This is a genomic window from Paraburkholderia madseniana (genome assembly GCF_009690905.1).
Lineage (GTDB): Bacteria > Pseudomonadota > Gammaproteobacteria > Burkholderiales > Burkholderiaceae > Paraburkholderia > Paraburkholderia madseniana.
Genome location: NZ_VOSW01000010.1, coordinates 45978 through 67937 on the forward strand (window position 1 = coordinate 45978; position 21960 = coordinate 67937).

Below are 21960 nucleotides of genomic sequence, written 5' to 3' on the forward strand. Positions count from 1 at the left end.
CTCACCGCACGCGTGCTAAGCCGATCGAACACTCGCTTGCAGTTCGTCGCCGAGAAAGTCGATGAACGTCCTGAGTTTCGCCGACAGCCGATGCCGCTCCAGATAGATCGCGTGAATGTCCGCGTTCGGCAGCGCCCAGTCCGTGAGCAACGGCACCAGCTCGCCACGTTGCAAGTGGCGGGAAATCTCCCATGCGGAGCGCACGGCAATACCGCGCCCATCGAGCGCCCACTTCAGCACGGCGCTGCCGTCGTTGCTGCTCAACGGACCATCCACCTTCACCGTCTCCGACTTCTTGCCGCGCGCAAAATGCCAGGTGCCGTACGCCGATTCGTTTTCGCGTAAGACGAGGCACGCATGGTGCGTCAAATCGTGTGGCATGGCCGGTGCGCCATGCCGTTTCACGTAGCCCGGTGCGGCACACACCAGCCGCTGGTTTTTCAGCAGCAAACGCGCATTGATACGTGCATCCGGCACCTCGCCAAAGCGAATGCCCAAGTCGAAGCCTTCTTCCTGCAAGCTGACCGGCCGGTCAGTGAGATGCAACTGAATTTTCATCGATGGAAAACGCTCGCTGAACCGTGAAATGGCCGGCGCGACGTGCGCGCGGCCGAAACCGAACGACGCGTTCACGCGCAAAAGCCCAGTCGGCTCGGCGCGGCTGCTGGTGACCAGTTGCTCCAGTTCAGCGAGGTCGTCGAGGATACGCGAGCCGTTCGCCAGATAGATCTCGCCCTCGGCGGTGAGGCTCAGGCGGCGGGTGGTCCGGTTGACGAGACGCACGCCCAGGCGCTTTTCGAGTTGCGCGAGACGCTTGCTGATCGACGGCGGCGTCACGCCGAGCTCACGCGCTGCGGCCGCCAGATTGCGGTGGCGCGCCACCAGCGCGAACAGATTCAGGTCGGAAAAACCATCCATCGATTCGTTCCCAAAAGTTAATTCCGGATTGCACTAATAGAAACCATATCTCTGCAGGCATCAATTAGACTGCATTCAGATACGGGAGGCAACGATGTTTAGAGGTTTCACCGACGCGTCGATCCACGTCGACGGCATCCAGATCCACGCAATCCGTGGCGGCAACGGCCCGGCCTTACTGCTGCTGCACGGCCATCCGCAGACCCATGCGATCTGGCATAAGGTTGCGCCCACGCTGGCGCAGTACTTCACGGTCATTGCTGCGGATCTGCGCGGCTACGGCGACAGCGGCAAACCGCAAGGCGAGCCCGACCACAGCCACTATTCGAAACGCCGCATGGCCGCGGATCAGGTTTCGTTGATGCGCGCCCAGGGCTTCACACAATTTGCCGTGGTCGGCCACGACCGGGGTGGACGCGTTGCGGCTCGCATGGCGCTCGATCATCCGCAAGCCGTGACGAAGCTGGTCACGCTGGACGTCGCACCGACACTCGCCATGTACGAGCAAACGTCGTTCGAGTTTGCGCGCGCTTACTGGCACTGGTTTTTTCTCGTGCGTCCCGCGCCGTTTCCCGAAACGCTGATTCGCGCCGATCCCGATCTCTATCTGAAGCAGACCATAGGCGCACGCAGCGCCGGGCTGGCACCGTTCATCGATGCCGCCTATGCCGAGTATTTGCGCTGTCTGTCGGACCCTGCCACCGCGCACGGCATCTGCGAGGACTACCGCGCGAGCATCACGATCGACCTCGATCACGATCGCGCGTCGCTCGCTGAAGGGCAGAAGATCGAATGCGATTTCCTCGCGTTGTGGGGCGCGCAGGGCGTCATCGAGCAATGTTTCGAGCCGCTCGCCGAATGGCGTCAGTGGTCGGCGCACGTGAGCGGCGAGGCTTTGCCGTGCGGCCACTATATTCCCGAGGAAGCGCCCGAGTTGTTACTCGAACGCGTCCTGCCGTTCTTGCAGTCCTAGTCGCCGGTCGGCCCATCATGTCAAAACGAACCCTTTACCAGAAGCTCGTCGATTCGCACGTCGTCACGCGTATCGACGAACAAAACGTGCTGCTGTATGTCGATCTGCATCTGATGAACGAATACACCAGTCCACAGGCGTTCAGCGTGCTCGCGGCGAAAGCGCGGCCCGTGCGTCGTCCGCGGCAGCAGTTGGCGGTGGTCAGCCACATCATTCCAACGCATGCGGAGTCGCCGCGCGTGATTCGCGATGCCGCTTCCCTGTTGCAGGCGAATAATCTCGCACGCAACTGCGAGCAGGCCGGTATCGAACTGCATGCGGCGAATGATCCCCTGCAAGGCATCGAACATATCGTCGCGCCAGAACGCGGTTTGATTCGCCCAGGCATGGTCGTGCTATGCGGCGATAGTCACACGACTACGTACGGTGCGCTCGGTGCATTGGGCTTCGGCATCGGCACCTCGGAGGTCGAGCACGTGCTTGCCACGCAAACACTGGTCTATCGCGTCGCGCAAACCATGCGTATCACGATCGACGGGACGTTGCCCTACGGCACATCGTCGAAGGATGTGATTCTGTGGATCATCAGCCGCATCGGCGCACAGGGCGCGCGTGGTTATGCGGTGGAGTTCGCAGGATCGACGATCGCGTCGCTGTCCGCGGAAGCGCGCATGACCTTATGCAACATGACCGTGGAAGCCGGCGCGCGAGCGGCATTGATCGCACCCGACGCGACCACGTTCGACTATGTCCGCGCGCATGCAACATCACTGGACGATGCCGCATGGGCTGCTGCCATGAACGACTGGCGCGAACTGAAATCGGACGCCGGTGCGAGTTTCGATGCCGAACATCATTTCGAGGCACACGATATCGCGCCGTTCGTCACATGGGGCACGAGCCCCGATCAGGCGATCGCAGTCGATCAGCGCATTCCCAGTGCGGCTGCGCAAAAAACACCGGAGGCTGCCGCCGCACTGCGTCGCGCGCTCGACTATATCGGGCTCGATGCGGACCAGCCGATTGCGGGCACGCCGATCGATCGCGTGTTCATCGGCTCGTGCACCAATGGACGTATCGAAGATCTGCGCGTGGTCGCTGCGATTGTGCGAGGGCGCCACGTCGCGCAAGGGGTGCGCGCGATGGTCGTGCCGGGCTCGGGCAGTGTGCGCCGCCAGGCCGAGGCCGAGGGCATTGCGGCGCTGCTGCGCGATGCCGGTTTCGAATGGCGTGAGCCGGGCTGTTCGATGTGTCTCGCGATGAACGACGACTTTCTCGCGGTAGGCGAGCGCTGCGCATCCACGACCAACCGCAACTTCGAAGGACGTCAGGGGCGCGGCAGCCGCACCCATCTGATGAGCCCGGCGATGGCCGCTGCCGCTGCACTCACCGGGCGCATCACCGACGTCCGCACGCTGGAGACGCAATCATGCTGACGAGACTCACCGAAATCGACGGAAATGCCGCGCCATTGCCGATCGAAAACCTCGACACCGATCAGATCATGCCGAAGCAGTTTCTTCGCATCATCGACAAGACCGGACTGAGCGAGGGCTTGCTGTATGACTTGCGTTTCGATGCAGAAGGCGAGCCGCGCCCGGATTGCGTGTTGAATCAGACGGCGTATCGCGGCGCACGCATCCTGATTGGGGGATCGAATTTCGGCTGCGGCTCGAGTCGTGAACATGCTGTGTGGGGGCTGCAGCAATTCGGTTTCGAAGCCGTGATCGCGCCGAGTTTCGCAGAGATTTTCTATTCGAACGCGATGAATAACCGCTTGCTGCTGGTGCAGCTGGATCGCGAAGCAGTCGACGTTCTAATGCAAGACGCGGCGACACATCCGGCTGCACGATTGCATATCGACATCGAGCAGCAGACGGTGACGACGGTCACCGGCCGCACGTTTACGTTCCCGCTCGGCGCGCGTCACAAACAGATGGTGATCGAGGGCATGGACACCATCGATCTCACGCTCGCTTCACTCCCCGCGATTGACGCGTTCGAGAGTACCCATTTCGAACGGCATCCCTGGGCCGCCGTGCTGTAAATCCCCTGGCGGCACTTGCGCCGCCTTTCAACCGAAACGCGTGTGACCGATTCCCCGGCAGAAGGGAAGGGACGCGCTTTGCCTTTTAAAAACGGAGGAGACATGAAGCGCAAACCGCTTTATAAGGTGCTGTACGTGCAGGTGATCGTGGCGATCGTTGTCGGTGTGATCGTGGGCCATTTCCTGCCGGCGGACGCGGTGGCGATGAAGCCGCTCGGCGACGCTTTCATCAAACTCGTTCGCATGATCATCAGCCCCGTGATCTTCTGCACCGTCGTGACCGGCATCGCCAGCATGCACGACATGCGCAAGGTCGGCCGCGTGGGTGGCAAAGCACTGCTGTATTTCGAAGTGGTGTCGACGCTCGCGCTCGCCATCGGTTTGCTGGCCGCGCACGTGCTGAAACCCGGGGTGGGCTTTAACGTCGATCCCACTACACTCGACGCAGGCGCAATATCCAGTTACGCCGCACAAGCCGCGCACGGTGGGGGGCTGGCGGGTTTCTTCATGCACATCATCCCGGAGACGTTCGTCGGCGCGTTCACGCAGGGCGATATTCTGCCGGTGCTCCTGATTGCCATGTTGTTCGGCACGGCGCTCGCGGTGATGGGCGAACCAGCGAAACCCGTCATCGGTTTGATCGAACTGCTGTCGAAAACTTTCTTCCGTATCGTGCGCATGATTACGAGCCTCGCGCCAATCGGCGCGTTCGGCGCCATCGCGTTCACGATCGGCAAATATGGCATCGTCTCCTTGCTGCCGATGATGAAACTGATCGGTACGTTCTATCTGAACGCATTCCTGTTCGTCTCGTGCGGACTCGGCCTGATTGCACGGGCATGCGGTTTCAGCTTGTGGCGCTTCGTCGTGTACATCAAGGACGAGCTGCTGATCGTGCTCGGCACGTCGACATCCGAAGCAGCGTTGCCGCAGTTGATGGAGAAGCTCGAACGGCTCGGGTGCTCACGCGGGATCGTCGGGCTGGTCGTGCCGACGGGCTACTCGTTCAACCTCGACGGCACCAATATCTACATGACGCTCGCGGTGCTATTTCTCGCCCAGGCCACGAATACCCATTTGACGATTGCTCAGGAGATCACGTTGCTGGCGGTGACGATGCTGACGTCGAAAGGTTCGACCGGCGTTACAGGGGCCGGCTTTATCACGCTGGCCGCGAGTCTTTCGGTCGTGCCGACCGTGCCGGTGACGGCGATGGTGCTGATTCTCGGCATCGACCGTTTCATGTCCGAGTGCCGCGCGCTGACCAATACGATGGGCAACGGTGTGGCATCGATCGTGATTGCGGCGTGGGAGAAGGAGCTAGATCGCGACAAGCTGAAGGTGGCGTTGGCGAGACCTGTTGTCACGTCCGGCACGGTTGCGGCAGAGGAGGGCGAGGCCGTCGTGGGTCGCCTGCCCGAACGTGAAACGCAACGCTCGATGTGACTGCGCCGCCGTGATCGCCTCATGTCCATGCAACAACCCGCGGCGTGAACTCAGGCCAAGCTTCGCGAATGCGCGCTTGGCGTAAGTTTCAACCGTCGATTCCTTGACACCCATCGCCTCTGCGATCGACAGCGTCGTCATCCCCTTGACGAAGGCCGAGCCACACGTAGTGCGGAGTGGGAGCTGATGAGTCCTTTGTCACTAACGCTGAATGTGCGAGAGCACGGATTCCAGATGCACCACTACCCGTAGCAGACCACGGGACCCGCTTAGCATTAGCGGTTTGAGCCGCTTTCTCTTGCTTACTTCTCTTTGCGGCGGCAAAGAGAAGTAAGTGCCGCCCCGCACAGGGGCAACGCTAATAGACCACTAACAAAACAAGGAAAGGCCAACGCCCCAAGAACACAGACAAAAAGCGCCGCGCAGGCAAACAGAAGAAGAAAAGACCTACACCACAGCACCCGCAACCGCGGCCGACCTCACATGCTACGATGCTCCGTCCATCGCACAAAACATCGGAGACATAGATGCATCCAGAGAGCGCCGCCCGTTTCGACGAACAGTTCGCGCCTCGCATCGCCGAGGCAATCGCCGCATGTTTCGCTACCACCGTGCATACTGAAGTGCTCCCATACGGCGGCCACGGCCACCCCACCCGCGTGCGAATCCACGCAACACCGATCGAAGACCTGCGCCACTACGCACATCCGTTGAATCTGTTTCTAACCTGGGACAGCGACGAGATCGAACGACTAATGGGTGCGGAAGGGCCAGCGCGCTTCGCCGGCTATCTGGCCGCGTTACCACGCAAGCTCGAAGCCTGGCGCCACGTCCGCGAACTGGATTTCGTCTCGCACACCCAGGCCGAGCCGACGGTATTGCTCGGCGGCCTCGACTTCGAGTCTTAACTAAGAAGCCGCCGCACCGATCAAACCGCCGCACCGATCCGAAAGAAACTCACACTTTGCACCAACCCTGAAGCCTTACTCTGCACCGCATCGGCCGCAGCCGCCGCCTGCTCCACCAAAGCCGCATTGCTCTGCGTCGCCTGATCCATCTGCGTGACCGCATCGTTTACTTCCGCAATACCTGCCGCCTGATCGACACTGGCCGTCGCGATCGCCTCGACGATACGCGTCACGCTGCCCGCGCTTTGCACCACGCCGTCCATCGTATTGCTTGCGTGATTGATCAACTGCGTACCGGCGTCGATCGTAGCTACCGACTCACGAATCAGCGCCTTGATCTCGCGCGCAGCATCGGCCGAGCGTTGCGCGAGGCTGCGCACTTCGCTCGCGACGACGGCGAAGCCGCGCCCCTGCGTGCCGGCACGCGCCGCTTCAACCGCGGCGTTGAGCGCCAGAATATTGGTCTGCGCGGCGATCGCTTCAACCACCGCGATGATATCGACGATCCGCTTGGACGCCGCGTCGATCTGGCCCATGGTGCGCACGGCATCGGTCATCACAACACCGCCGTCGCGCGCCGCTTGCGCCGCGGTCCGCGCGAGCGTGGTGGCCTCGCGTGCGTTACTGGCGTTGCGCTGAACCGAGTCGGTGAAATGCTGCATCGACGCGGCGGTTTCTTCGAGCGAGGCGGCCTGTTGTTCCGTGCGCGCCGACAGGTCGAGGTTGCCGGCGGCGATCTCCTGGGTCGCTGAGGAAATCGTGTGCGCGCCTTCACGAATCTCGCTGACGATGTGCCGCAGGCGTTGATTCATTTCGTTGAGCGCGACCAGCAACTGACCGGTTTCGTCGCGGCTCACGACGGTGACATCCGCGCGCAGATCGCCTGCCGCAACCGCTTGCGCGACACCCACTGCCTGCCTGACCGGCAACGTAATGCTGCGGCTCAGGAACCAGACCGCGAACGCGCCTACGCCGAGCGAGCCGATCACGACCGACAGCAGCAGCACGCAGGCGAGCGTGTATGCGTGTTCCGCGGCTTCGCCCGTGCGCACGTTGGAGTCTTGCGCCTGCTGCATCACCATAGCGACGATTTCGTCGATAGCGGCGGTCGGCGCCCGGTCGATGCCTTTGACCAGACCGTCGACGACGTGCGCCGTATTCGGATCGGCCGCGTCGTAATGCTTGAGCGCGTCGAGGTAACGGTCCTGCAACGAGGCGTGCGTGGCGAGCGCCTTGTCGACCCCGTCGACGTTGGCGCCCAATGCACTCAGTTGATCCTTCAGTCGTAGCAAGGCCGCGTGCGTCGTGCCGCTTTCCTTGCTGAAGGCGTCACGGTACTTGGCGAACGCAGCCGGGTCCGCGCCGCGCAGCAACAGGTCCTTCCATTCCTGCACCTGCTTCTTGAATTCGATCTGCGCGACGCGCGCAGTGTCCGCGGCTTGCGCGTATTGGCCGAGCGTTTGCGCGGACTGGATTTGCAGCGCATGCGTATTCGACAACGCATGCCACCCTTCCAGACCCACTACCATTGTCGCGGCGAGCAGCACCGCGCCGAGCAGCGCCAACTTGACGGCGATCTTCAGATTTCTATAGAGCGTCACGAGGATTTCCTTTGGCAGACCTTAGTCCAGCTTGAATTGCGTCACGGCACTGGCAAGACTCACGGCCTGGCTTTGCAACGCGGCAGCGGCGGCAGTGGATTCCTCCACCAGCGCGGCGTTCTGCTGAACCATTTCATCGAGTTGGCTGACTGCGCGGTTCACTTCCTGAATCCCGCGCGTTTGTTCGTTGGCCGCCTGGGTGATTTCGGAAATGATGGTGGTCACGTTGGCGACGTTGCTGACGATTTCCGTCATCGTCTCGCCGGCCTGGCGAACCTGGCCCGACCCCGAGGTCACGCTCGCCACGGTTGCTTCGATCAGCGCCTTGATTTCCTTCGCGGCCTGCGCGCTGCGTTGCGCGAGGCTGCGCACTTCGCCGGCGACCACCGCGAAACCGCGGCCCTGTTCGCCGGCGCGCGCGGCTTCCACCGCTGCGTTCAACGCGAGAATGTTGGTCTGGAATGCAATGCCGTCGATCACGCCGATGATGTCCGAGATCTTCACCGAGGCATGTTCGATCTCGCCCATCGTCGTAATCACTTCGGAGATCACTACGCCACCGCGCGAGGCCACCTGCGATGCGGACACGGCCGTATCGTCGGCCTGCTTCGCGGCGCTCGCCGATTGCGTAACCGTCGAGGTGATTTCTTCCATCGACGCCGCTGTCTGTTGCAGGCTGGCCGCTGCGGATTCGGTGCGGCCCGACAGATCGACATTGCCCGCGGCGATTTCATTAGCGGCCACGCGCACCGATTCGCTGGCATCGCGAATCTGGCGCATCACGTGGCTGAGTTTGTCGATGAAGGTGTTGAACGAGCGCGCGATCTGCGCGACTTCGTCGTGGCCGACGGCTGGCAGACGTTGTGTCAGATCGCCTTCGCCCGAGCCGATCGCGTCCATTGCATCGCGTACTTTCGAGAGGCGCTGGAACGACACGGCGGTAACCGCGGCCACGATGGCGGCGGCGATGGCGGCGATCACGATCAAGGCGATCACCGAAGCCGTCAACAGCGATCGCATACCCGCCGTCGCTTCCGATTTATCGAGTGCGACGACCGCGTACCAGTCGGTACCGGGAATGGCCTCGGCGCGCAGCAGCTTCGTGCTGCCGCTCACGTCGACTTCGACGGGGTGCTCGGCGCCGAAGAGCGCGGTCAGCTTGTCGCTGGTGAGCGCGGGTGCGAGGTCCGATACCGGCTTCAAAGTCAGCTTGGCATCCGGGTGCGCGACGATATGGCCGCTCGCGTCGATCAACATGCCGAAGCTCGCGGGCGTCGGATGAATCGCCTTGACGTTGGCAATCACGCTGTCCATCGCGACGTCGCCGGACACCACGCCTTTCACCACGCCATCGCGTACCACTGGCGCGGCGAACGCGACCACCAGCTTGCCCGTGCCCACATCCACATACGGCGGCGTCACCACCGGCTTGCCCGCTGCCGCGGCCTGCTTGTACCAGGGGCGGCCGGTCGGATCGTAGTCGGGCGGAATGCCGGTCGGGTCCGAAAACTTCGCGGTCTTGTCCGCGTAGCCGACGTACACGTTGGTGAACTTGCCGGCTGCGGCGATCTGCTTCAACGCGGCGGACGGATCGGGTTGCAGCACCGCGTCCTGCAGCGAGTTGATCATCTGACTATTGGAGGCGATCCAATCTTCGATCCCGTCTGCGTGACCGCTTTCGACAGCGTTCAAACTGCTTTCGATCGCATCGGCGTTGTACGAGTTGGCGACGACATAGTTGAGAACCGCGTTAGCAGCGAGCGCAACCACAACGATGGCGACGCACAGGGCGACGATGCGCGCGCGAATGGAGGAGAACATGTTGGGAGTCTTTCGGAGTAAGCAGTGAGCCGTAGTCGGTGAGGCGGGGGCCTCATACGCGGTATACGGCGCCGGCAGTGGGGACTTGAGCGGGTAATGCTTTCAGTTTCTGACGGCGGCCGGCAACGCCGCTTGTGGCGGCGCGCCGCGATGCTACACACTTTTTCGCGCGATGCGGGTTTTTCAATGGATGCCGAAACAGCGCCCTGGCATTGAGTTTCGGGCGCTGTATTCGTATGACGATAACGGTGGGTATGACGCTATGCGAGGCTATATGCCGATGCGCGCAAATGGTCTTACATCACCGGAGAATGCAGATGATGCGGATGGTCGAGTGTCTCACCCACGATGCGCAGTGCCTCTTCGCATTCGTCGCGCGTCTTTGAACCGCCGAGGCACACACGCATTGCGTTCGGCGGATTGCCATCGGTGGAAAACGCCGCCCCCGCAACGGCGGCGATGCCCTGGTTGCGCAGTTGCAATGCGAGTTCGGAAGCACTCCAGCCGCTTTCGGCCGGTACCGGCAACCACAAATGAAAGCCATCCGCGTGCGCTTCGTAAGGCCACGCATCGAGCATGCGCGATGCAATCGCCTGGCGTGCGCGCGATTCGTTGCGGATTGCGTTGAGCATATCGAGCGCGGTGCCGTCGACGATCCATTGCGTTGCGAGCGTGACCGTGAACGGACTCGCCATCACCGTTGTCGCGCGCAACGCGCCGGCGAGGCGCTGCGTTTGCCTGGCAGTTGGCGCGTGCAGATGCGCCACTCGCAAACCGGCGCCGAGACTCTTCGATAAACCCGTCACGTAGTAGGTCAGTTCGGGAGCGAAGCTCGCGAGCGCATCGGGCGCACTCTGCGGCAGCATCGCATACGCATCGTCTTCGATGATCGGAACGCTGTAGCGCAAGGCGACATCGGCGAGCGCCTCGCGCCGTTTGTGCGTGAGCGTGAGCGTGCTCGGATTCTGCAGAGTCGGATTGCAATAGAACGCGCTCGGCTTGTCGGTTTTACAGAGCGCTTCGAAGGCGTGCGCGAGCGGACCTTCGTCGTCACGCGGCAGGGCTTGCAGACGTACGCCGAGCTGCGCGGCAATTGCCTTGATGCCGGGGTAAGCAAGCGTGTCGAGACAGATCGTGCCGCCGGGCCGTGCTAACTGCGAAACGAGCGCCACCAGCGCGCTATGAATGCCGGGGCACACCAGCACGTTCTGCGCGTCGCAATGCGGCACGCGACGCTTCAGCCATTCGGCGCCCGCGTCCTTGTCGGCGGCCGAGCCGCCGAAATCCTGATAGCGCAGCAACTGATACGGATCGCTGCCGCTCATCAGGCGCGCGGCCGAATCGCGCAAACGGGCCGCGTAATCGGGCGGCTCGGGTGGCGTATTCATCGACATCTCGATGCTGCTGCCGCCGGCGAGCGGCAAGGTAGCGGTGCGGCCACGCACGAAGGTGCCGCTGCCCGCGCGCGAATCGAGCAGGCCGCGCTTACGCGCCTCCGCATACGCGCGCGCCACCGTCGTGTAGTTCAGCGCGAGTTCTTCGGCCAGATCGCGCAGTCCCGGCAAGCGGTCGCGTGGACGCAGGCGGCCGGTGGCGAGATCTTCTTCGATCAGATCGGGAATCGCGAGGTAGGCCGGCTTGCGAGTGTCGGCGAGGCGTTTGATCCAGTGATGTGTCGGGCTGCTCATCGATAGCCTTCGGCTGGGGGTGATGATCATTGATCGCATTCGGATGCGATCAATGATCGGATTGATCGCCCGTGGTGAATGAGTGCACCACGCCGACTCGTCCCGGCAGACAAATCGCACCTGGCTGGTGCGATATCCCGGGGTCGGGGGTGATTGCCCGCGACGCCCCGGCTATATGCAAGCTTCACGCCAAAAAATTTTTCGAGTCGCATGTCGAATCGAGGCGGAATTGATTGCTGATTGATCGCATTTGTGTGAGCGATCAATGGCACGGCCGTTGCATTGAGAGAAGCGCGCACGGATGGAACGCGCCATCTTTTACTTAGCAAACCTGATCGGAGAGTGTTATGCCAGCCGTCAACAAACCGCTGCATCAGAAAGGCGATTACCTTGTCGACTACGAAGAGAAAGTCTTCGAAGACGTGAAGGCCGAACCAGGCGAGAAGGCACTCGTCACGTTTCATACGGTCGCGTTCGAGGGGTCGATCGGCTTCGTCAATCTGTTGCAAGCCACGCGTTTGCAACGCAAGGGCTTCGAGACGTCGGTGCTGCTTTACGGGCCGGGTGTCACGCTTGGTCTGCAACGCGGCTTCCCTACGCTTGGCGACGAAGCGTTCCCCGGCCACCTGAACTTCAACAAGCAACTGATGAAGTTCATGGAAGAGGGCGGCAAGGTGTACGCCTGCCGCTTCGCGCTGCAAGCCTTGTACGGGCACGGCGAAGCTTCGCTGATTGAAGGCATCCGCCCGATCAGTCCGCTCGACGTGCTGGATATCCAGTTACTTCATCGCAAGGACAACGCGCTGATCATCCACACCTGGACGGTTTGACGAGAGGCGAGTGACCACTATGTCCGACAAACGCATCGTGCGTGCCGCCGCGGTCCAGATCGCACCGGACTTCGAACGCAGCGGCGGCACCCTCGAGAAGGTATGCGAGGCCATCGAGAAAGCGGCACGCGAAGGCGTGCAACTGATCGTGTTCCCCGAAACCTTCGTGCCGTACTACCCGTACTTTTCTTTCGTGCGTCCGCCGGTTGCTTCCGGCGCCGATCACATGAAGCTCTACGAGGAAGCCGTGATCGTGCCGGGCCCGGTGACGCAAGCGGTGGCCGAGCGGGCGCGTTTGCATCGGATGGTGGTGGTGCTTGGCGTCAATGAGCGCGATCACGGCAGCCTCTACAACACGCAGTTGATCTTCGACGTGGACGGCCAACTGGTGCTCAAGCGTCGCAAGATCACGCCGACGTTTCATGAACGGATGATCTGGGGTCAGGGCGACGCGGCCGGCCTGAAAGTCGCGCAAACGGCGGTGGCGCGCGTCGGCGCGCTCGCGTGCTGGGAGCACTACAACCCGCTCGCACGCTATGCCTTGATGACGCAGCACGAAGAGATTCATTGCAGCCAGTTTCCTGGTTCGCTGGTGGGACCGATCTTCGCCGATCAGATCGAGGTGACGATCCGGCATCACGCATTGGAGTCGGGCTGCTTCGTAGTCAATGCAACGGGCTGGTTGACCGAAGCGCAGATTGCATCGGTCACACCCGATACGAATTTGCAGAAGGCGCTGCGCGGCGGCTGCAACACCGCAATCGTGTCGCCGGAAGGACAGCATCTGGCGCAGCCGCTGCGTGAGGGCGAAGGCATGGTGGTTGCCGATCTCGACATGGCCTTGATCACCAAGCGCAAACGCATGATGGATTCAGTCGGCCACTACGCGCGGCCGGAATTGCTGAGTCTTGCGATCAACCGGCGGCCGGCGGAAACCGTCGCGCCGATGCCGGCGTGGTCCGGTGCTTCGAGCACGGGTTTCAATTCAAACGAGGGATGGCACGATGAACTCCAGCGAGACACTGTCGGCAGCGAGCCGGCAATTGATGACTGAATTGCAGTCGGCCGGTTTGCGGCTCGTGTCTCCGGATGCGGGCGCGGCGAGCCGGCGCGGCGGCGCGGGACCCTCGGACCACAAGGCGGTGACGGTGGACGGCGTGACGATCATGGTGCCGGTGCATACGAGTACCGCCTGGCACTCGCCGTTCGTCGCAGAGACGCCGGATGCGAACGGCTCGAGCGCCTTGCTGCGCGGTACGATCCCGATTGCCAATATCAGCTTTCCCAAAGCACCACGCTTTTACGGCATGCAGACGCTCGACGGCGTGCCTTACTCGCACATTGCCGCGCTGCATAGTGCGGACGTGCTGGCCACGACGGTGCTGCAAACGTGCATCCGCTACGAGAGCCGTCGCAAGAGTTGCAAGTTCTGCGCGATTGGGCAATCGCTCGCAGCAGGCCGCACGATTGCGCGCAAGACGCCGGAGCAATTGGCCGAAGTGGCACGGGCAGCCGTATTGCTCGACGGCGTCAAGCATATGGTGCTGACCACCGGCACGCCGCCCACGTCCGATCGCGGCGCGCAGATCCTGTGCGAAAGCGCGTTCGCAATCAAAGCGGCGGTCGATCTGCCGATCCAGGCGCAATGCGAGCCCCCCGACGATGATCGCTGGTTCGCACGCATGAAAGCGAGCGGCATCGATACGCTCGGCATGCATCTCGAAGTGGTGACGCCCGCTTTGCGCGAACGCATCATGCCGGGCAAGGCGAGCGTGCCGCTGGCGCGCTACATGGAAGCGTTCAAGGCGGCAGTTGCGGTGTTCGGACGCGGTCAGGTGAGTACGTACATACTCGCCGGTCTTGGTGATAGCGCGGAGGCGATTCTGGCCATGTCGCGCGAGTTGATCGAACTCGGTGTCTATCCGTTCGTGGTGCCGTTCGTGCCGATCAGCGGCACGCCGCTCGAAGATCATCCTGCACCCACGCCTGAATTCATGAAGTCGGTTCTGCAACCGCTCGGCGCAATGCTGAACGTTGCTGCGATGCGCTCAAGCGATATCAAGGCCGGCTGCGGAAAATGCGGCGCGTGTTCGTCGTTGTCGTCGTACGAGGAGTGATCATGTTCGGTGAAGCGATTGCAGGCGAGGCGCTGGAAGGTGACATGAGTTTCGCGCCCTATGCGCCGAGCGAATTCCGCATCAAGTGGACGACGCTCGATTGGGAAGCCGATGAAGCGTACAAGTTGCGGCGCGCGGTGTTCTGCATCGAGCAGGGCATTTTTGTCGGCGACGATCGGGACGATATCGACACGCACGCGCAGCAACTGGTGGCAGTGAGCTGTGTCGCCGGCATGCCGGAGCAGGTGGTCGGCACGGTGCGCATTCATCGCGATGAAGGCAACGTGTGGTTCGGTTCACGTCTTGCTGTGCATGCAGCGTTTCGCCGCCACGGAAAAATTGGCGCGACGTTGATTCGTCTCGCGGTGAGCAGTGCCCATGCGCTCGGCTGCGAGACTTTTCTCGCCCACGTGCAGAGCCAGAACGTGCCGCTCTTTCGCGCGATGCATTGGGATGTGCTTGCAGAGGAAATGTTGTTGGGCCGGCCGCATCATCTGATGCAGGCGCAACTGGACTGGTATCCGCCGTGTGTGGCGCCGTATAGCGGCTTCGTGACTCATACGCAACCACACAGTGCGGCTTCCGCACGGAGCGCGGCATGAGGAGCGTGGCCGATCTCGTCGCCAGCCTGCGCGAAAGTCGCGGGTTTCGGCACAAGACGGATATCGTCGACGTGGTCAGCACACTCGCCCGGCGTCTGCCGGGGGGCACGCAGGATCTCGCGCAGGCTGTTGCACTTGGCGACGATTGCGCGGCCATTGCCGATGGCGATGGTTACCTGCTGTTCGCCATCGAAGGCATGGTCAGCGATTTCGTGAGCGCAATGCCGTGGTTTGCCGGCTACAGCAGCGTGATGGTCAACGTCAGCGATATCTACGCGATGGGCGGGCGGCCGCTGGCGGTGGTCGATGCGCTATGGAGTCGAGGCATCGACGCCGCCGAGGAGGTGCTTGCCGGCATGGCCGCGGCCTCCGTTGCTTATGGCGTGCCGATAGTCGGCGGTCATACGAATACGCGCAGCGATGCTGCGCAACTGGCGGTGTCGATCGTGGGACGCGCGAAAGCGCTGCTGTCGAGTTTCAATGCGAAGCCCGGCGACCGTTTGATGATGGCCGTCGATTTGCGCGGGCACTTCGAGGAACCGTATCCGTTCTGGAATGCGTCGGTGGGTGCGCCGCCTGAACGTTTGAGAGCGGATCTCGAACTGCTTCCGCGGCTAGCGGAAAGTGGCTTATGCGATGCGGCGAAGGACATCAGTATGGCCGGCACACTCGGCACTGCGCTGATGTTGCTCGAGTGCTCGCGGATGGGCGCACGGATCGATCTTGAGCGTATTCCGAAGCCAGCGGACGTCCCCTTGGAGCGTTGGGTTACCGCATTTCCGAGCTTCGGCTATTTGCTGTCGGTTCGGGAGGAGCAGGTGGACGCAGTGCAGGCGCAGTTCGATTCGCGCTCGCTCGCTTGCGCCGTGATTGGTACTGTCGATGCGTCGTCTGAAGTGGTTTTGCATCACCACGATGAGGCAGCGGTGTTGTGGGATTTCAATCGCGAGCCGTTCATGATCGCGAAGGACGGTTCGCGATGAATTCGTTGCGAATCGCGTTGCTGACGCATTCGGTCAATCCGCGTGGCGGCGTAGTGCACACGCTTGAACTGGCGACCGCGTTGACCGCGCTCGGTCATGACGTGACCGTCTTTGCGCCCGCTGCGCCGGGCGAGACGCTGTTCCGTCTGCCGCCGTGCCGCGTGGTCTATGCGCCGATCACGCTATCTCAGGCCGGCACGGTAGCCATGGTGGAGGCGCGTATTCATGCATTCAAGCAGACCTTGATGGAGCACGACGCGTGGTCGTTCGATGTGCTGCACGCGCAGGACAGTATCAGCGGCAACGCACTTGCCGAGCTGAGGGCGCAAGGGCTCATTCGCGGTTTCATGCGCACTGTTCATCACCTGGATCATTTCGACGATCCACGTCTCGCTGCATGGCAACGGCGGGCGTACGAGGATGCGGATCAAGTGTTGTGTGTCAGCGATACGTGGACGCGCGAGATGCGTTCGACTTTCGGTATTGCGGCGCTGACGGTGCCGAACGGTGTCGACATCGCGCGCTTCACGCCTGAGGAAGACGCGCACGATACGCAGATCAGGCGGCGCTTGGGCATTGATGACGGCCCGATCGTACTTTCAGTGGGCGGTATCGAAGCGCGCAAGAACACACTCGCGCTGCTCGAAGCCTTCGCGTTGGTACTACGCACGTTGCCGGGCGCGCAACTTGTGATTGCCGGTGGTGCGAGCCTGCTCGACCACGACGCCTACGCCCGCGGCGTGCTTAAGCGAGCGGCGGAGTTGGGGCTGTCGATTGGTCCACACGAAAGCGTGGTCGTAACCGGGCCACTCGAAGACGCCGCCATGCCCGCGCTCTTTCGCAGCGCGGACGTGTTGTCGATGGTGTCATTGCGCGAGGGCTTCGGCCTGGTGGTGCTGGAGGCGCTTGCTAGTGGCACGCCGGTGGTTGCCTCTGCAATCGCCCCGTTCACCGAATATCTCGACGACAGCACCTGTTACTGGGCAAATCCGGCCGATGTTGAGTCGATAGCGGCGGCGTTGCTACGTGCTCTCAGCGGTAGCGGTAGTCGTATTGATTTCGACCGGGCCGTGCCCGCGTTACTCGCGCGCTTTAGCTGGGCGGCAAGCGCACGGCGTCACGTCGATGTGTACCGCCAGTTGCTCGCAAAGCGCGCGCTAACTATTCATTGATCGATTGAGGATTTGCGATGCCTGTCATGCACTTTCGGATTCAGTGGCCCGATGGCGATGAAGCGAACTGTTATTCGCCGTCGCTCGTCATTGGTGATTTCTTCAAACCTGGCGAGGCTTATGCGTTGGACGATTTCGTCGAACGTTCGCGGCAGGCGTTAGGTATCGCTTCGGAGCGCGTGCGCGAGAAGTACGGCTTTGCCTGCTCGGCAGCGATGGATCAGCTCGCACAGATCGAACGCGATGCGGAGCGCTTTCGCGATCGGCCCGAGGCGATCGTCAAGGTTATCGAATTCAGCTAGGCGTTTATTTTTTGCAGAGGACGCATCATGTCGAATCCAACCCATCATGGGCGCGCTGACGGGCATCACAGCGTGCTCGTCATCGGCGGCGGGCAGGCTGGCCTGTCGGTTAGCTATTACCTCAAGCAGGCCGGCATCGACCATCTGGTTGTGGAAAGGAACACGGTGACGCATACGTGGCGCCAGCAACGCTGGGACGCCTTTTGTCTCGTGACGCCGAACTGGCAGTGTGCGTTGCCCGGTTACCCCTACCTGGGCGACGACCCGCACGGGTTCATGAAGAAGGACGAGATCATCGACTATCTCGATGGTTTCATCGCGCACGTCGAGGCACCGGTGATCGAGCATGCGGAAGTCAAACGCGTGAAGCAGCGCGATGACGGCGTCTATACGATCGTGACCGCGCAAGGCGATTTCACCGCGGATCAGGTCGTGGTCGCCTCGGGTGGGTATCACACGCCGATCGTGCCGCGGCTCGCCGAGCGCTTGCCCGCAAGCATCGTGCAGTTGCAATCGTCAGCGTATCGGAACCCGCAGGCTTTGCCCGAGGGCGCGGTCATGGTGGTCGGCACGGGGCAATCCGGCGCGCAGATCGCGGAGGACCTGCATCTGGCGGGGCGCAAGGTGGTGCTCGCAGTCGGTGAGGCGCCGCGCTGCGCGCGCTTTTATCGGGGGCGTGACGTGGTCGATTGGCTCGCCGACATGCAGTACTACGACATGCCGGTCGAAAAGCATCCGTTGCGCGAAGGCGTACGCGACAACACCAATCACTATGTGACCGGCCGCGACGGCGGACGCGACATCGATCTGCGCAAGTTCGCCGCCGAAGGCATGGAGCTGTACGGCAGGCTCGACGATCTGCGCGACGGGCAATTCCATTTCGCACCGACGCTCGCCGCCAATCTGGACGCCGCGGACGATACGTATAACCGGATCAACGCGAGCATCGACGGCTTCATCGAAAAGCATGGCATCGACGCGCCGGCGGGTGAAGTCTACGAACCGCTCTGGCGGCCAGCGGAAGAACGCACGATGCTCGATCTCCACACTAGCGGCATTTCGGCAATTATCTGGTGCATCGGTTTTACGCCTGACTTTAGCTGGCTCGACGCGCCGGTGTTCAACGGTCGCGGTTATCCGGCGCATACCCGTGGCATTACACCGATCGACGGTTTATATTTCGTCGGTTTGCCGTGGCTGCATACTTGGGGATCGGGGCGCTTCTCTGGTGTCGCACGCGATGCGGAGTTCGTCGTGCAGGCGATTTGCGAGAAAACACGCGAGCGTGAGTCGGTGAGGGCGGCTGTGGCGGCTTAAGATTTCGACTTACACATCACGACGCGAATGCATGAAAAAACGGCCGCTGCTTTTTATCGCAGCGGCCGCTTCTTTTCGTACGGACTGAATCGAAACCGAGCTGAAACTTAGCTCCCCAGTGCAGGATCGCTCATGCTGCTCCGGCCGGTTTCCACGTGTCCGGCGAAGCGTCGCGCGAACGACGGGTCCGTGTCGACGGTAATCACCAGGTCGTACCAGCCGTAGGCGTTGCGCAGATCGAGGTACAGCTGTTCAGTATCGCCGCCGCGCACCGAATGCTTGACCACGTTGTTCGCGTCGTAGGCATTGACGATGGTGAACTGGCAGCGTGCGCTGCCCACATTTTCCAGACGCAATTGCAGGTTGCCGTTGGCGACGTCGTAGCCTTCGGCGACTTCCGGCCGTGCAATATCGGAGCCGTGCCACCAGCTTCTCGCGACCGGCTTGCCCGCGAAGCGGCGCAGAAAGCCGTTCGGGCCGTAGACCGTGTAATCGTACGTGCCGTCGATATTCAACGGCAACTGATCCTGCAGCCGCTTGCCGGCTTCGACCGTATAGGTCAGCGGTGCGGCGAGACCATTGGCGGCATAGACGAGAAACACGGCGCCCGTGCGGCCTGAATTGACGAAACGCATCGTCAGCTTGTTCTCCGCACCTTCACCGTGCACGCGCACGAACAGTTCGTACGGCAGCGCGCGCGCCGGGCGCACGCCGGGTTCCTGCTTCGGTACGGCCTGCACGAGCGGCGGCAGCGGCACATAGTCCGGATGGCGATTCTGATCGGGCGGCACATAGCCGCTCGTGCTCGGCAGCGTCGGGAACGCGTCGTTCGGGGTGCTGAAGTTGAATGCCGACATCAGATCGCCGCACACCGCGCGACGCCACGGCGTGATGTTCGATTCGCCCAGATTGTGCTGCTGGCCGAAGCGCTTTTCGATAAAGCGGATCACCGACGTGTGGTCGAACAGTTCCGAGCACACGTAGCCGCCTTTCGACCACGGCGAGACCACCAGCATCGGCACACGCGGTCCGAGCCCGTACGGACCCGCCGGCGTATTGCCGCTGCCCGCATAGTTTTCATTGCTGGTGTCGACGGTCGACAAACCGTTTGCGCTCGATGCTGGCGCGAACGGCGGCGCCATATGATCAAAGAAGCCGTCGTTTTCGTCGTAATTGATCAGCAGTACCGTCTTGCTCCATACCTCGGGATTCGACGTGAGAATCTGCAGAACCTGATCGATGTACCACGCACCGTAGTTCGACGGCCAGTTCGGGTGCTCGGAATACGCTTCCGGGGCGACGATCCACGAGACTTGCGGCAGGGCGTTGTTCTGCACGTCGCGCTTGAGGATGTCGAAGTAGCCGTCGCCGTTGGCGGCGTTCGTGCCCGTGCGGGCGTTGTCGTACAGCGGGTTGCCCGGCTGCGCGTTGCGGTACTGATTGAAGTAGAGCAGCGAGTTGTCGCCGTAGTTGCCGATGTACGCGTTCTGCGTCCAGCCCCACGAGCCGCTGGCGTTGAGTCCCGTACCGATGTCCTGATAGATCTTCCACGTGATGCCGGCGTTCTGCAGCACTTCCGGATACGTGGACCAGCCGTAGCCGAGTTCCGAGTTGTCGATCACCGGGCCGCCGCCGTTGCCGTCGTTGCCGACCCAGCCGCTCCACATGTAGTAACGGTTCGGGTCGGTCGGGCCCATCAGCGAGCAGTGGTACGCGTCGCAGATCGTGAAGGCGTCGGCGAGTTGATAGTGAAACGGAATGTCGTCGCGCGTGAGGTAGGCCATCGTCGTGGTGCCCTTGGACGGCACCCATTGATCGTAGCGGCCGCCGTTCCATGCTGCGTGCGTGCTGGTCCAGTCGTGCGCGAGGTCTTGCAGGAATTGCAGACCGAGGTTCGGCGCGGTGGGGCGGAACGGCAACACATAGCCGACGTCCGCGGCAAGCGGCTGGTACCACACCGGCTTGCCATTGGGCAGGTTGATTGCGCGCGTGTCGCCGAAACCGCGGACGCCCTTGAGCGTGCCGAAGTAATGGTCGAACGAGCGGTTTTCCTGCATCAGCACGACGATGTGCTCGACGTCGCGGATCGTACCGGTCTTGTTGTTGGCGGGAATGGCGAGTGCGTTGCGAATGCCGAGCGGCAGCATGCTCAACGCGGTGGCGGAACCGGCGGCGTGCGCGGCGGAGCGCAGAAAATCACGGCGATTTTTTGAAGTCATGGTTTTGGCTTTCGATCTTCATAAGAGGAACGAACCATGCGGCGCGAGCGTGAGCTACGCGTCGCGTGGGGCGCGGAACTCAATCTACGGTGTGGATGACGGGTGTGGCGAGCGGCGTCGAAGCGGCAGCGGACAGCGCCGCGTCGGCGCTTGATGCGGGCAGTGCTGGGGTTTGAATCGTGACTGCGGGTAACGCTGGTGAAGCGGAAGAAGGATTCGCTGACAGGACCTGTGAAGCGCCGCCGTTATCGCCGGCGGCGTCGGTAGAACTCGTGGTGCTCGTGTCCGGTGCTTTATCGTCGTCGTTGCCGCAAGCGCCGAGCAGCATGCAGAGCGACACGGCGGCCAGCGCGCCCGCCAAACGTTTGCGATAGAAGGCAATGGACGGCTTCGACACAACAGACATGGCAATGTCTCCGGCACGGGGAGGATGCGCCAGGGCATCCACGTGCCCAGGTCAGCGATGCGCAAGAATAGTCGCTTACCTGTGTAACTTTTGTGAAGATGTGGAAATTTGGGTATTTGTTGAGAATTGGGCGGCCGTCAATCCTGGATCGCGACGATGGCTTCGATCTCGACGGTAATATTGCCCGGCAGCGAGCCCACGCCGACCGCCGAGCGCGAATGCCGACCGGCATCGCCGAATACATCGACGAACAGATCCGAGCAGCCGTTGATCACGCGCGGATGCTCGGTGAAATCCGGCACGGCGTTGACCATGCCCAGCAGCTTGACGACCTGCTTCACGCGCCGCAAATCGCCTAGTTCGTTATGCAGCACGGCGAGCAGATTCAGGCCGACCATCTGCGCGTGCTGGTACGCTTCGTCCGCGCTGACGGTGGCGCCGACCTTGCCGGTCATCAGCGAGCCGGATTCGTCGAGCGGACCTTGGCCCGATAGAAACAGCAGATTGCCCTCGCGCGTGCAGTGCGTGAAATTGCCGATCGGCGTCGGCACTTGCGGGAGCTTGAGGCCGCGCGTGTGCAGCCGGTCGTAGCAGTTCATCGATGGGGAAG

The 21960-nt window shown here is 62.1% G+C and carries 20 protein-coding genes and 1 pseudogene; 13 read left to right on the top strand and 8 right to left on the bottom strand.

Annotated elements, in window-relative coordinates; all coding sequences use genetic code 11:
- Window positions 1-15: 15 nt before the first annotated feature.
- A complete protein-coding gene (locus FSO04_RS07370) occupies window positions 16-918 on the bottom strand; it encodes a LysR family transcriptional regulator (protein ID WP_154559045.1) in 903 nt (300 codons plus the stop codon).
- Between the two features lie 94 nt (window positions 919-1012).
- On the opposite strand from FSO04_RS07370, the gene FSO04_RS07375 reads away from it, so the two are divergent.
- From FSO04_RS07375 to FSO04_RS07390, 4 genes are all read left to right on the top strand, one after another.
- Window positions 1013-1891, top strand: a complete 879-nt coding sequence (locus FSO04_RS07375; RefSeq protein ID WP_154559046.1) for an alpha/beta fold hydrolase — start codon at window positions 1013-1015, stop codon at window positions 1889-1891.
- A gap of 17 nt (window positions 1892-1908) precedes the next feature.
- Window positions 1909-3327 (top strand): 3-isopropylmalate dehydratase large subunit, encoded by a 1419-nt coding sequence (gene leuC / locus FSO04_RS07380; protein WP_154559047.1) that lies wholly within the window; start codon window positions 1909-1911, stop codon window positions 3325-3327.
- Window positions 3324-3938, top strand: coding sequence for a 3-isopropylmalate dehydratase small subunit (gene leuD, locus FSO04_RS07385; protein ID WP_154559109.1), 615 nt, complete (start codon window positions 3324-3326; stop codon window positions 3936-3938). Before leuC ends, leuD begins: the two co-directional genes overlap by 4 nt.
- A 102-nt stretch (window positions 3939-4040) precedes the next feature.
- Window positions 4041-5384, top strand: coding sequence for a dicarboxylate/amino acid:cation symporter (locus FSO04_RS07390; protein WP_154559048.1), 1344 nt, complete (start codon window positions 4041-4043; stop codon window positions 5382-5384).
- A gap of 42 nt (window positions 5385-5426) precedes the next feature.
- Here FSO04_RS07390 and FSO04_RS48255 read toward each other — a convergent pair.
- A pseudogene (locus tag FSO04_RS48255) lies at window positions 5427-5525 on the bottom strand (LuxR C-terminal-related transcriptional regulator); the annotation flags it as partial.
- Between the two features lie 386 nt (window positions 5526-5911).
- Here FSO04_RS48255 and FSO04_RS07400 point away from each other — a divergent pair.
- Entirely contained in the window at window positions 5912-6292 is a 381-nt protein-coding gene (locus tag FSO04_RS07400; RefSeq protein WP_154559050.1) for a DUF5594 family protein, read from the top strand.
- Window positions 6293-6312: 20 nt separating this feature from the next.
- On the opposite strand, the gene FSO04_RS07405 is transcribed toward FSO04_RS07400, so the two are convergent.
- The 3 genes from FSO04_RS07405 to FSO04_RS07415 all read right to left on the bottom strand — a co-directional run bounded on the left by FSO04_RS07405 (window position 6313) and on the right by FSO04_RS07415 (window position 11402).
- Complete coding sequence (locus tag FSO04_RS07405) at window positions 6313-7893, bottom strand: methyl-accepting chemotaxis protein (RefSeq protein WP_168435598.1); 1581 nt, start codon at window positions 7891-7893, stop codon at window positions 6313-6315.
- Window positions 7894-7914: 21 nt separating this feature from the next.
- Entirely contained in the window at window positions 7915-9714 is a 1800-nt protein-coding gene (locus FSO04_RS07410) for a methyl-accepting chemotaxis protein (protein WP_154559052.1), read from the bottom strand.
- A 296-nt stretch (window positions 9715-10010) separates the two neighbouring features.
- The gene (locus FSO04_RS07415; protein ID WP_154559053.1) at window positions 10011-11402 is read right to left on the bottom strand and encodes an aminotransferase-like domain-containing protein; all 1392 of its coding nucleotides are present in this window, start codon (window positions 11400-11402) and stop codon (window positions 10011-10013) included.
- A 347-nt stretch (window positions 11403-11749) separates the two neighbouring features.
- On the opposite strand from FSO04_RS07415, the gene FSO04_RS07420 reads away from it, so the two are divergent.
- From FSO04_RS07420 to FSO04_RS07455, 8 genes are read left to right on the top strand one after another with little or no spacing between them, the layout of a single operon-like run.
- Window positions 11750-12232 carry an MSMEG_0572/Sll0783 family nitrogen starvation response protein gene (locus FSO04_RS07420; RefSeq protein ID WP_054040483.1) on the top strand — a complete coding sequence of 161 codons (483 nt, stop codon included), beginning with the start codon at window positions 11750-11752 and terminating at the stop codon, window positions 12230-12232.
- A 19-nt stretch (window positions 12233-12251) separates the two neighbouring features.
- Entirely contained in the window at window positions 12252-13286 is a 1035-nt protein-coding gene (locus FSO04_RS07425) for a Nit6803 family nitrilase (RefSeq protein WP_154559111.1), read from the top strand.
- Window positions 13279-14349 (top strand): MSMEG_0568 family radical SAM protein, encoded by a 1071-nt coding sequence (locus tag FSO04_RS07430; RefSeq protein WP_154559110.1) that lies wholly within the window; start codon window positions 13279-13281, stop codon window positions 14347-14349. Before FSO04_RS07425 ends, FSO04_RS07430 begins: the two co-directional genes overlap by 8 nt.
- 2 nt (window positions 14350-14351) lie before the next feature.
- Window positions 14352-14951, top strand: a complete 600-nt coding sequence (locus FSO04_RS07435) for an MSMEG_0567/Sll0786 family nitrogen starvation N-acetyltransferase (RefSeq protein WP_154559054.1) — start codon at window positions 14352-14354, stop codon at window positions 14949-14951.
- Window positions 14948-15934, top strand: a complete 987-nt coding sequence (locus tag FSO04_RS07440) for a sll0787 family AIR synthase-like protein (RefSeq protein ID WP_154559055.1) — start codon at window positions 14948-14950, stop codon at window positions 15932-15934. Before FSO04_RS07435 ends, FSO04_RS07440 begins: the two co-directional genes overlap by 4 nt.
- Complete coding sequence (locus FSO04_RS07445; RefSeq protein WP_154559056.1) at window positions 15931-17106, top strand: MSMEG_0565 family glycosyltransferase; 1176 nt, start codon at window positions 15931-15933, stop codon at window positions 17104-17106. The genes FSO04_RS07440 and FSO04_RS07445 overlap by 4 nt, the downstream gene beginning before the upstream one ends.
- 17 nt (window positions 17107-17123) lie before the next feature.
- A complete protein-coding gene (locus tag FSO04_RS07450; RefSeq protein ID WP_154559057.1) occupies window positions 17124-17408 on the top strand; it encodes an MSMEG_0570 family nitrogen starvation response protein in 285 nt (94 codons plus the stop codon).
- Window positions 17409-17435: 27 nt separating this feature from the next.
- Window positions 17436-18725, top strand: a complete 1290-nt coding sequence (locus FSO04_RS07455; protein WP_154559058.1) for an MSMEG_0569 family flavin-dependent oxidoreductase — start codon at window positions 17436-17438, stop codon at window positions 18723-18725.
- A 107-nt stretch (window positions 18726-18832) separates the two neighbouring features.
- On the opposite strand, the gene FSO04_RS07460 is transcribed toward FSO04_RS07455, so the two are convergent.
- The 3 genes from FSO04_RS07460 to FSO04_RS07470 all read right to left on the bottom strand — a co-directional run bounded on the left by FSO04_RS07460 (window position 18833) and on the right by FSO04_RS07470 (window position 21949).
- Entirely contained in the window at window positions 18833-20944 is a 2112-nt protein-coding gene (locus FSO04_RS07460; protein WP_154559059.1) for a phosphocholine-specific phospholipase C, read from the bottom strand.
- Window positions 20945-21023: 79 nt separating this feature from the next.
- A complete protein-coding gene (locus tag FSO04_RS07465; protein ID WP_154559060.1) occupies window positions 21024-21350 on the bottom strand; it encodes a hypothetical protein in 327 nt (108 codons plus the stop codon).
- Window positions 21351-21487: 137 nt separating this feature from the next.
- The gene (locus tag FSO04_RS07470; protein WP_154559061.1) at window positions 21488-21949 is read right to left on the bottom strand and encodes a RidA family protein; all 462 of its coding nucleotides are present in this window, start codon (window positions 21947-21949) and stop codon (window positions 21488-21490) included.
- Window positions 21950-21960: the final 11 nt, after the last annotated feature.

Excerpts from the sequence above, each read along its gene's own strand:
- FSO04_RS07455 (WP_154559058.1), top strand. The coding sequence starts at position 17,436 with ATGTCGAATCCAACCCATCATGGGCGCGCTGACGGGCATCACAGCGTG.
- FSO04_RS07470 (WP_154559061.1), bottom strand. The coding sequence starts at position 21,949 with ATGAACTGCTACGACCGGCTGCACACGCGCGGCCTCAAGCTCCCGCAA.
- FSO04_RS07420 (WP_054040483.1), top strand. The coding sequence starts at position 11,750 with ATGCCAGCCGTCAACAAACCGCTGCATCAGAAAGGCGATTACCTTGTC.
- FSO04_RS07465 (WP_154559060.1), bottom strand. The coding sequence starts at position 21,350 with ATGTCTGTTGTGTCGAAGCCGTCCATTGCCTTCTATCGCAAACGTTTG.
- FSO04_RS07390 (WP_154559048.1), top strand. The coding sequence starts at position 4,041 with ATGAAGCGCAAACCGCTTTATAAGGTGCTGTACGTGCAGGTGATCGTG.
- FSO04_RS07445 (WP_154559056.1), top strand. The coding sequence starts at position 15,931 with ATGAATTCGTTGCGAATCGCGTTGCTGACGCATTCGGTCAATCCGCGT.
- FSO04_RS07375 (WP_154559046.1), top strand. The coding sequence starts at position 1,013 with ATGTTTAGAGGTTTCACCGACGCGTCGATCCACGTCGACGGCATCCAG.
- FSO04_RS07370 (WP_154559045.1), bottom strand. The coding sequence starts at position 918 with ATGGATGGTTTTTCCGACCTGAATCTGTTCGCGCTGGTGGCGCGCCAC.
- FSO04_RS07435 (WP_154559054.1), top strand. The coding sequence starts at position 14,352 with ATGTTCGGTGAAGCGATTGCAGGCGAGGCGCTGGAAGGTGACATGAGT.
- FSO04_RS07440 (WP_154559055.1), top strand. The coding sequence starts at position 14,948 with ATGAGGAGCGTGGCCGATCTCGTCGCCAGCCTGCGCGAAAGTCGCGGG.
- FSO04_RS07415 (WP_154559053.1), bottom strand. The coding sequence starts at position 11,402 with ATGAGCAGCCCGACACATCACTGGATCAAACGCCTCGCCGACACTCGC.
- FSO04_RS07400 (WP_154559050.1), top strand. The coding sequence starts at position 5,912 with ATGCATCCAGAGAGCGCCGCCCGTTTCGACGAACAGTTCGCGCCTCGC.
- leuC (WP_154559047.1), top strand. The coding sequence starts at position 1,909 with ATGTCAAAACGAACCCTTTACCAGAAGCTCGTCGATTCGCACGTCGTC.
- FSO04_RS07460 (WP_154559059.1), bottom strand. The coding sequence starts at position 20,944 with ATGACTTCAAAAAATCGCCGTGATTTTCTGCGCTCCGCCGCGCACGCC.
- FSO04_RS07425 (WP_154559111.1), top strand. The coding sequence starts at position 12,252 with ATGTCCGACAAACGCATCGTGCGTGCCGCCGCGGTCCAGATCGCACCG.
- FSO04_RS07410 (WP_154559052.1), bottom strand. The coding sequence starts at position 9,714 with ATGTTCTCCTCCATTCGCGCGCGCATCGTCGCCCTGTGCGTCGCCATC.
- FSO04_RS07450 (WP_154559057.1), top strand. The coding sequence starts at position 17,124 with ATGCCTGTCATGCACTTTCGGATTCAGTGGCCCGATGGCGATGAAGCG.
- FSO04_RS07430 (WP_154559110.1), top strand. The coding sequence starts at position 13,279 with ATGACTGAATTGCAGTCGGCCGGTTTGCGGCTCGTGTCTCCGGATGCG.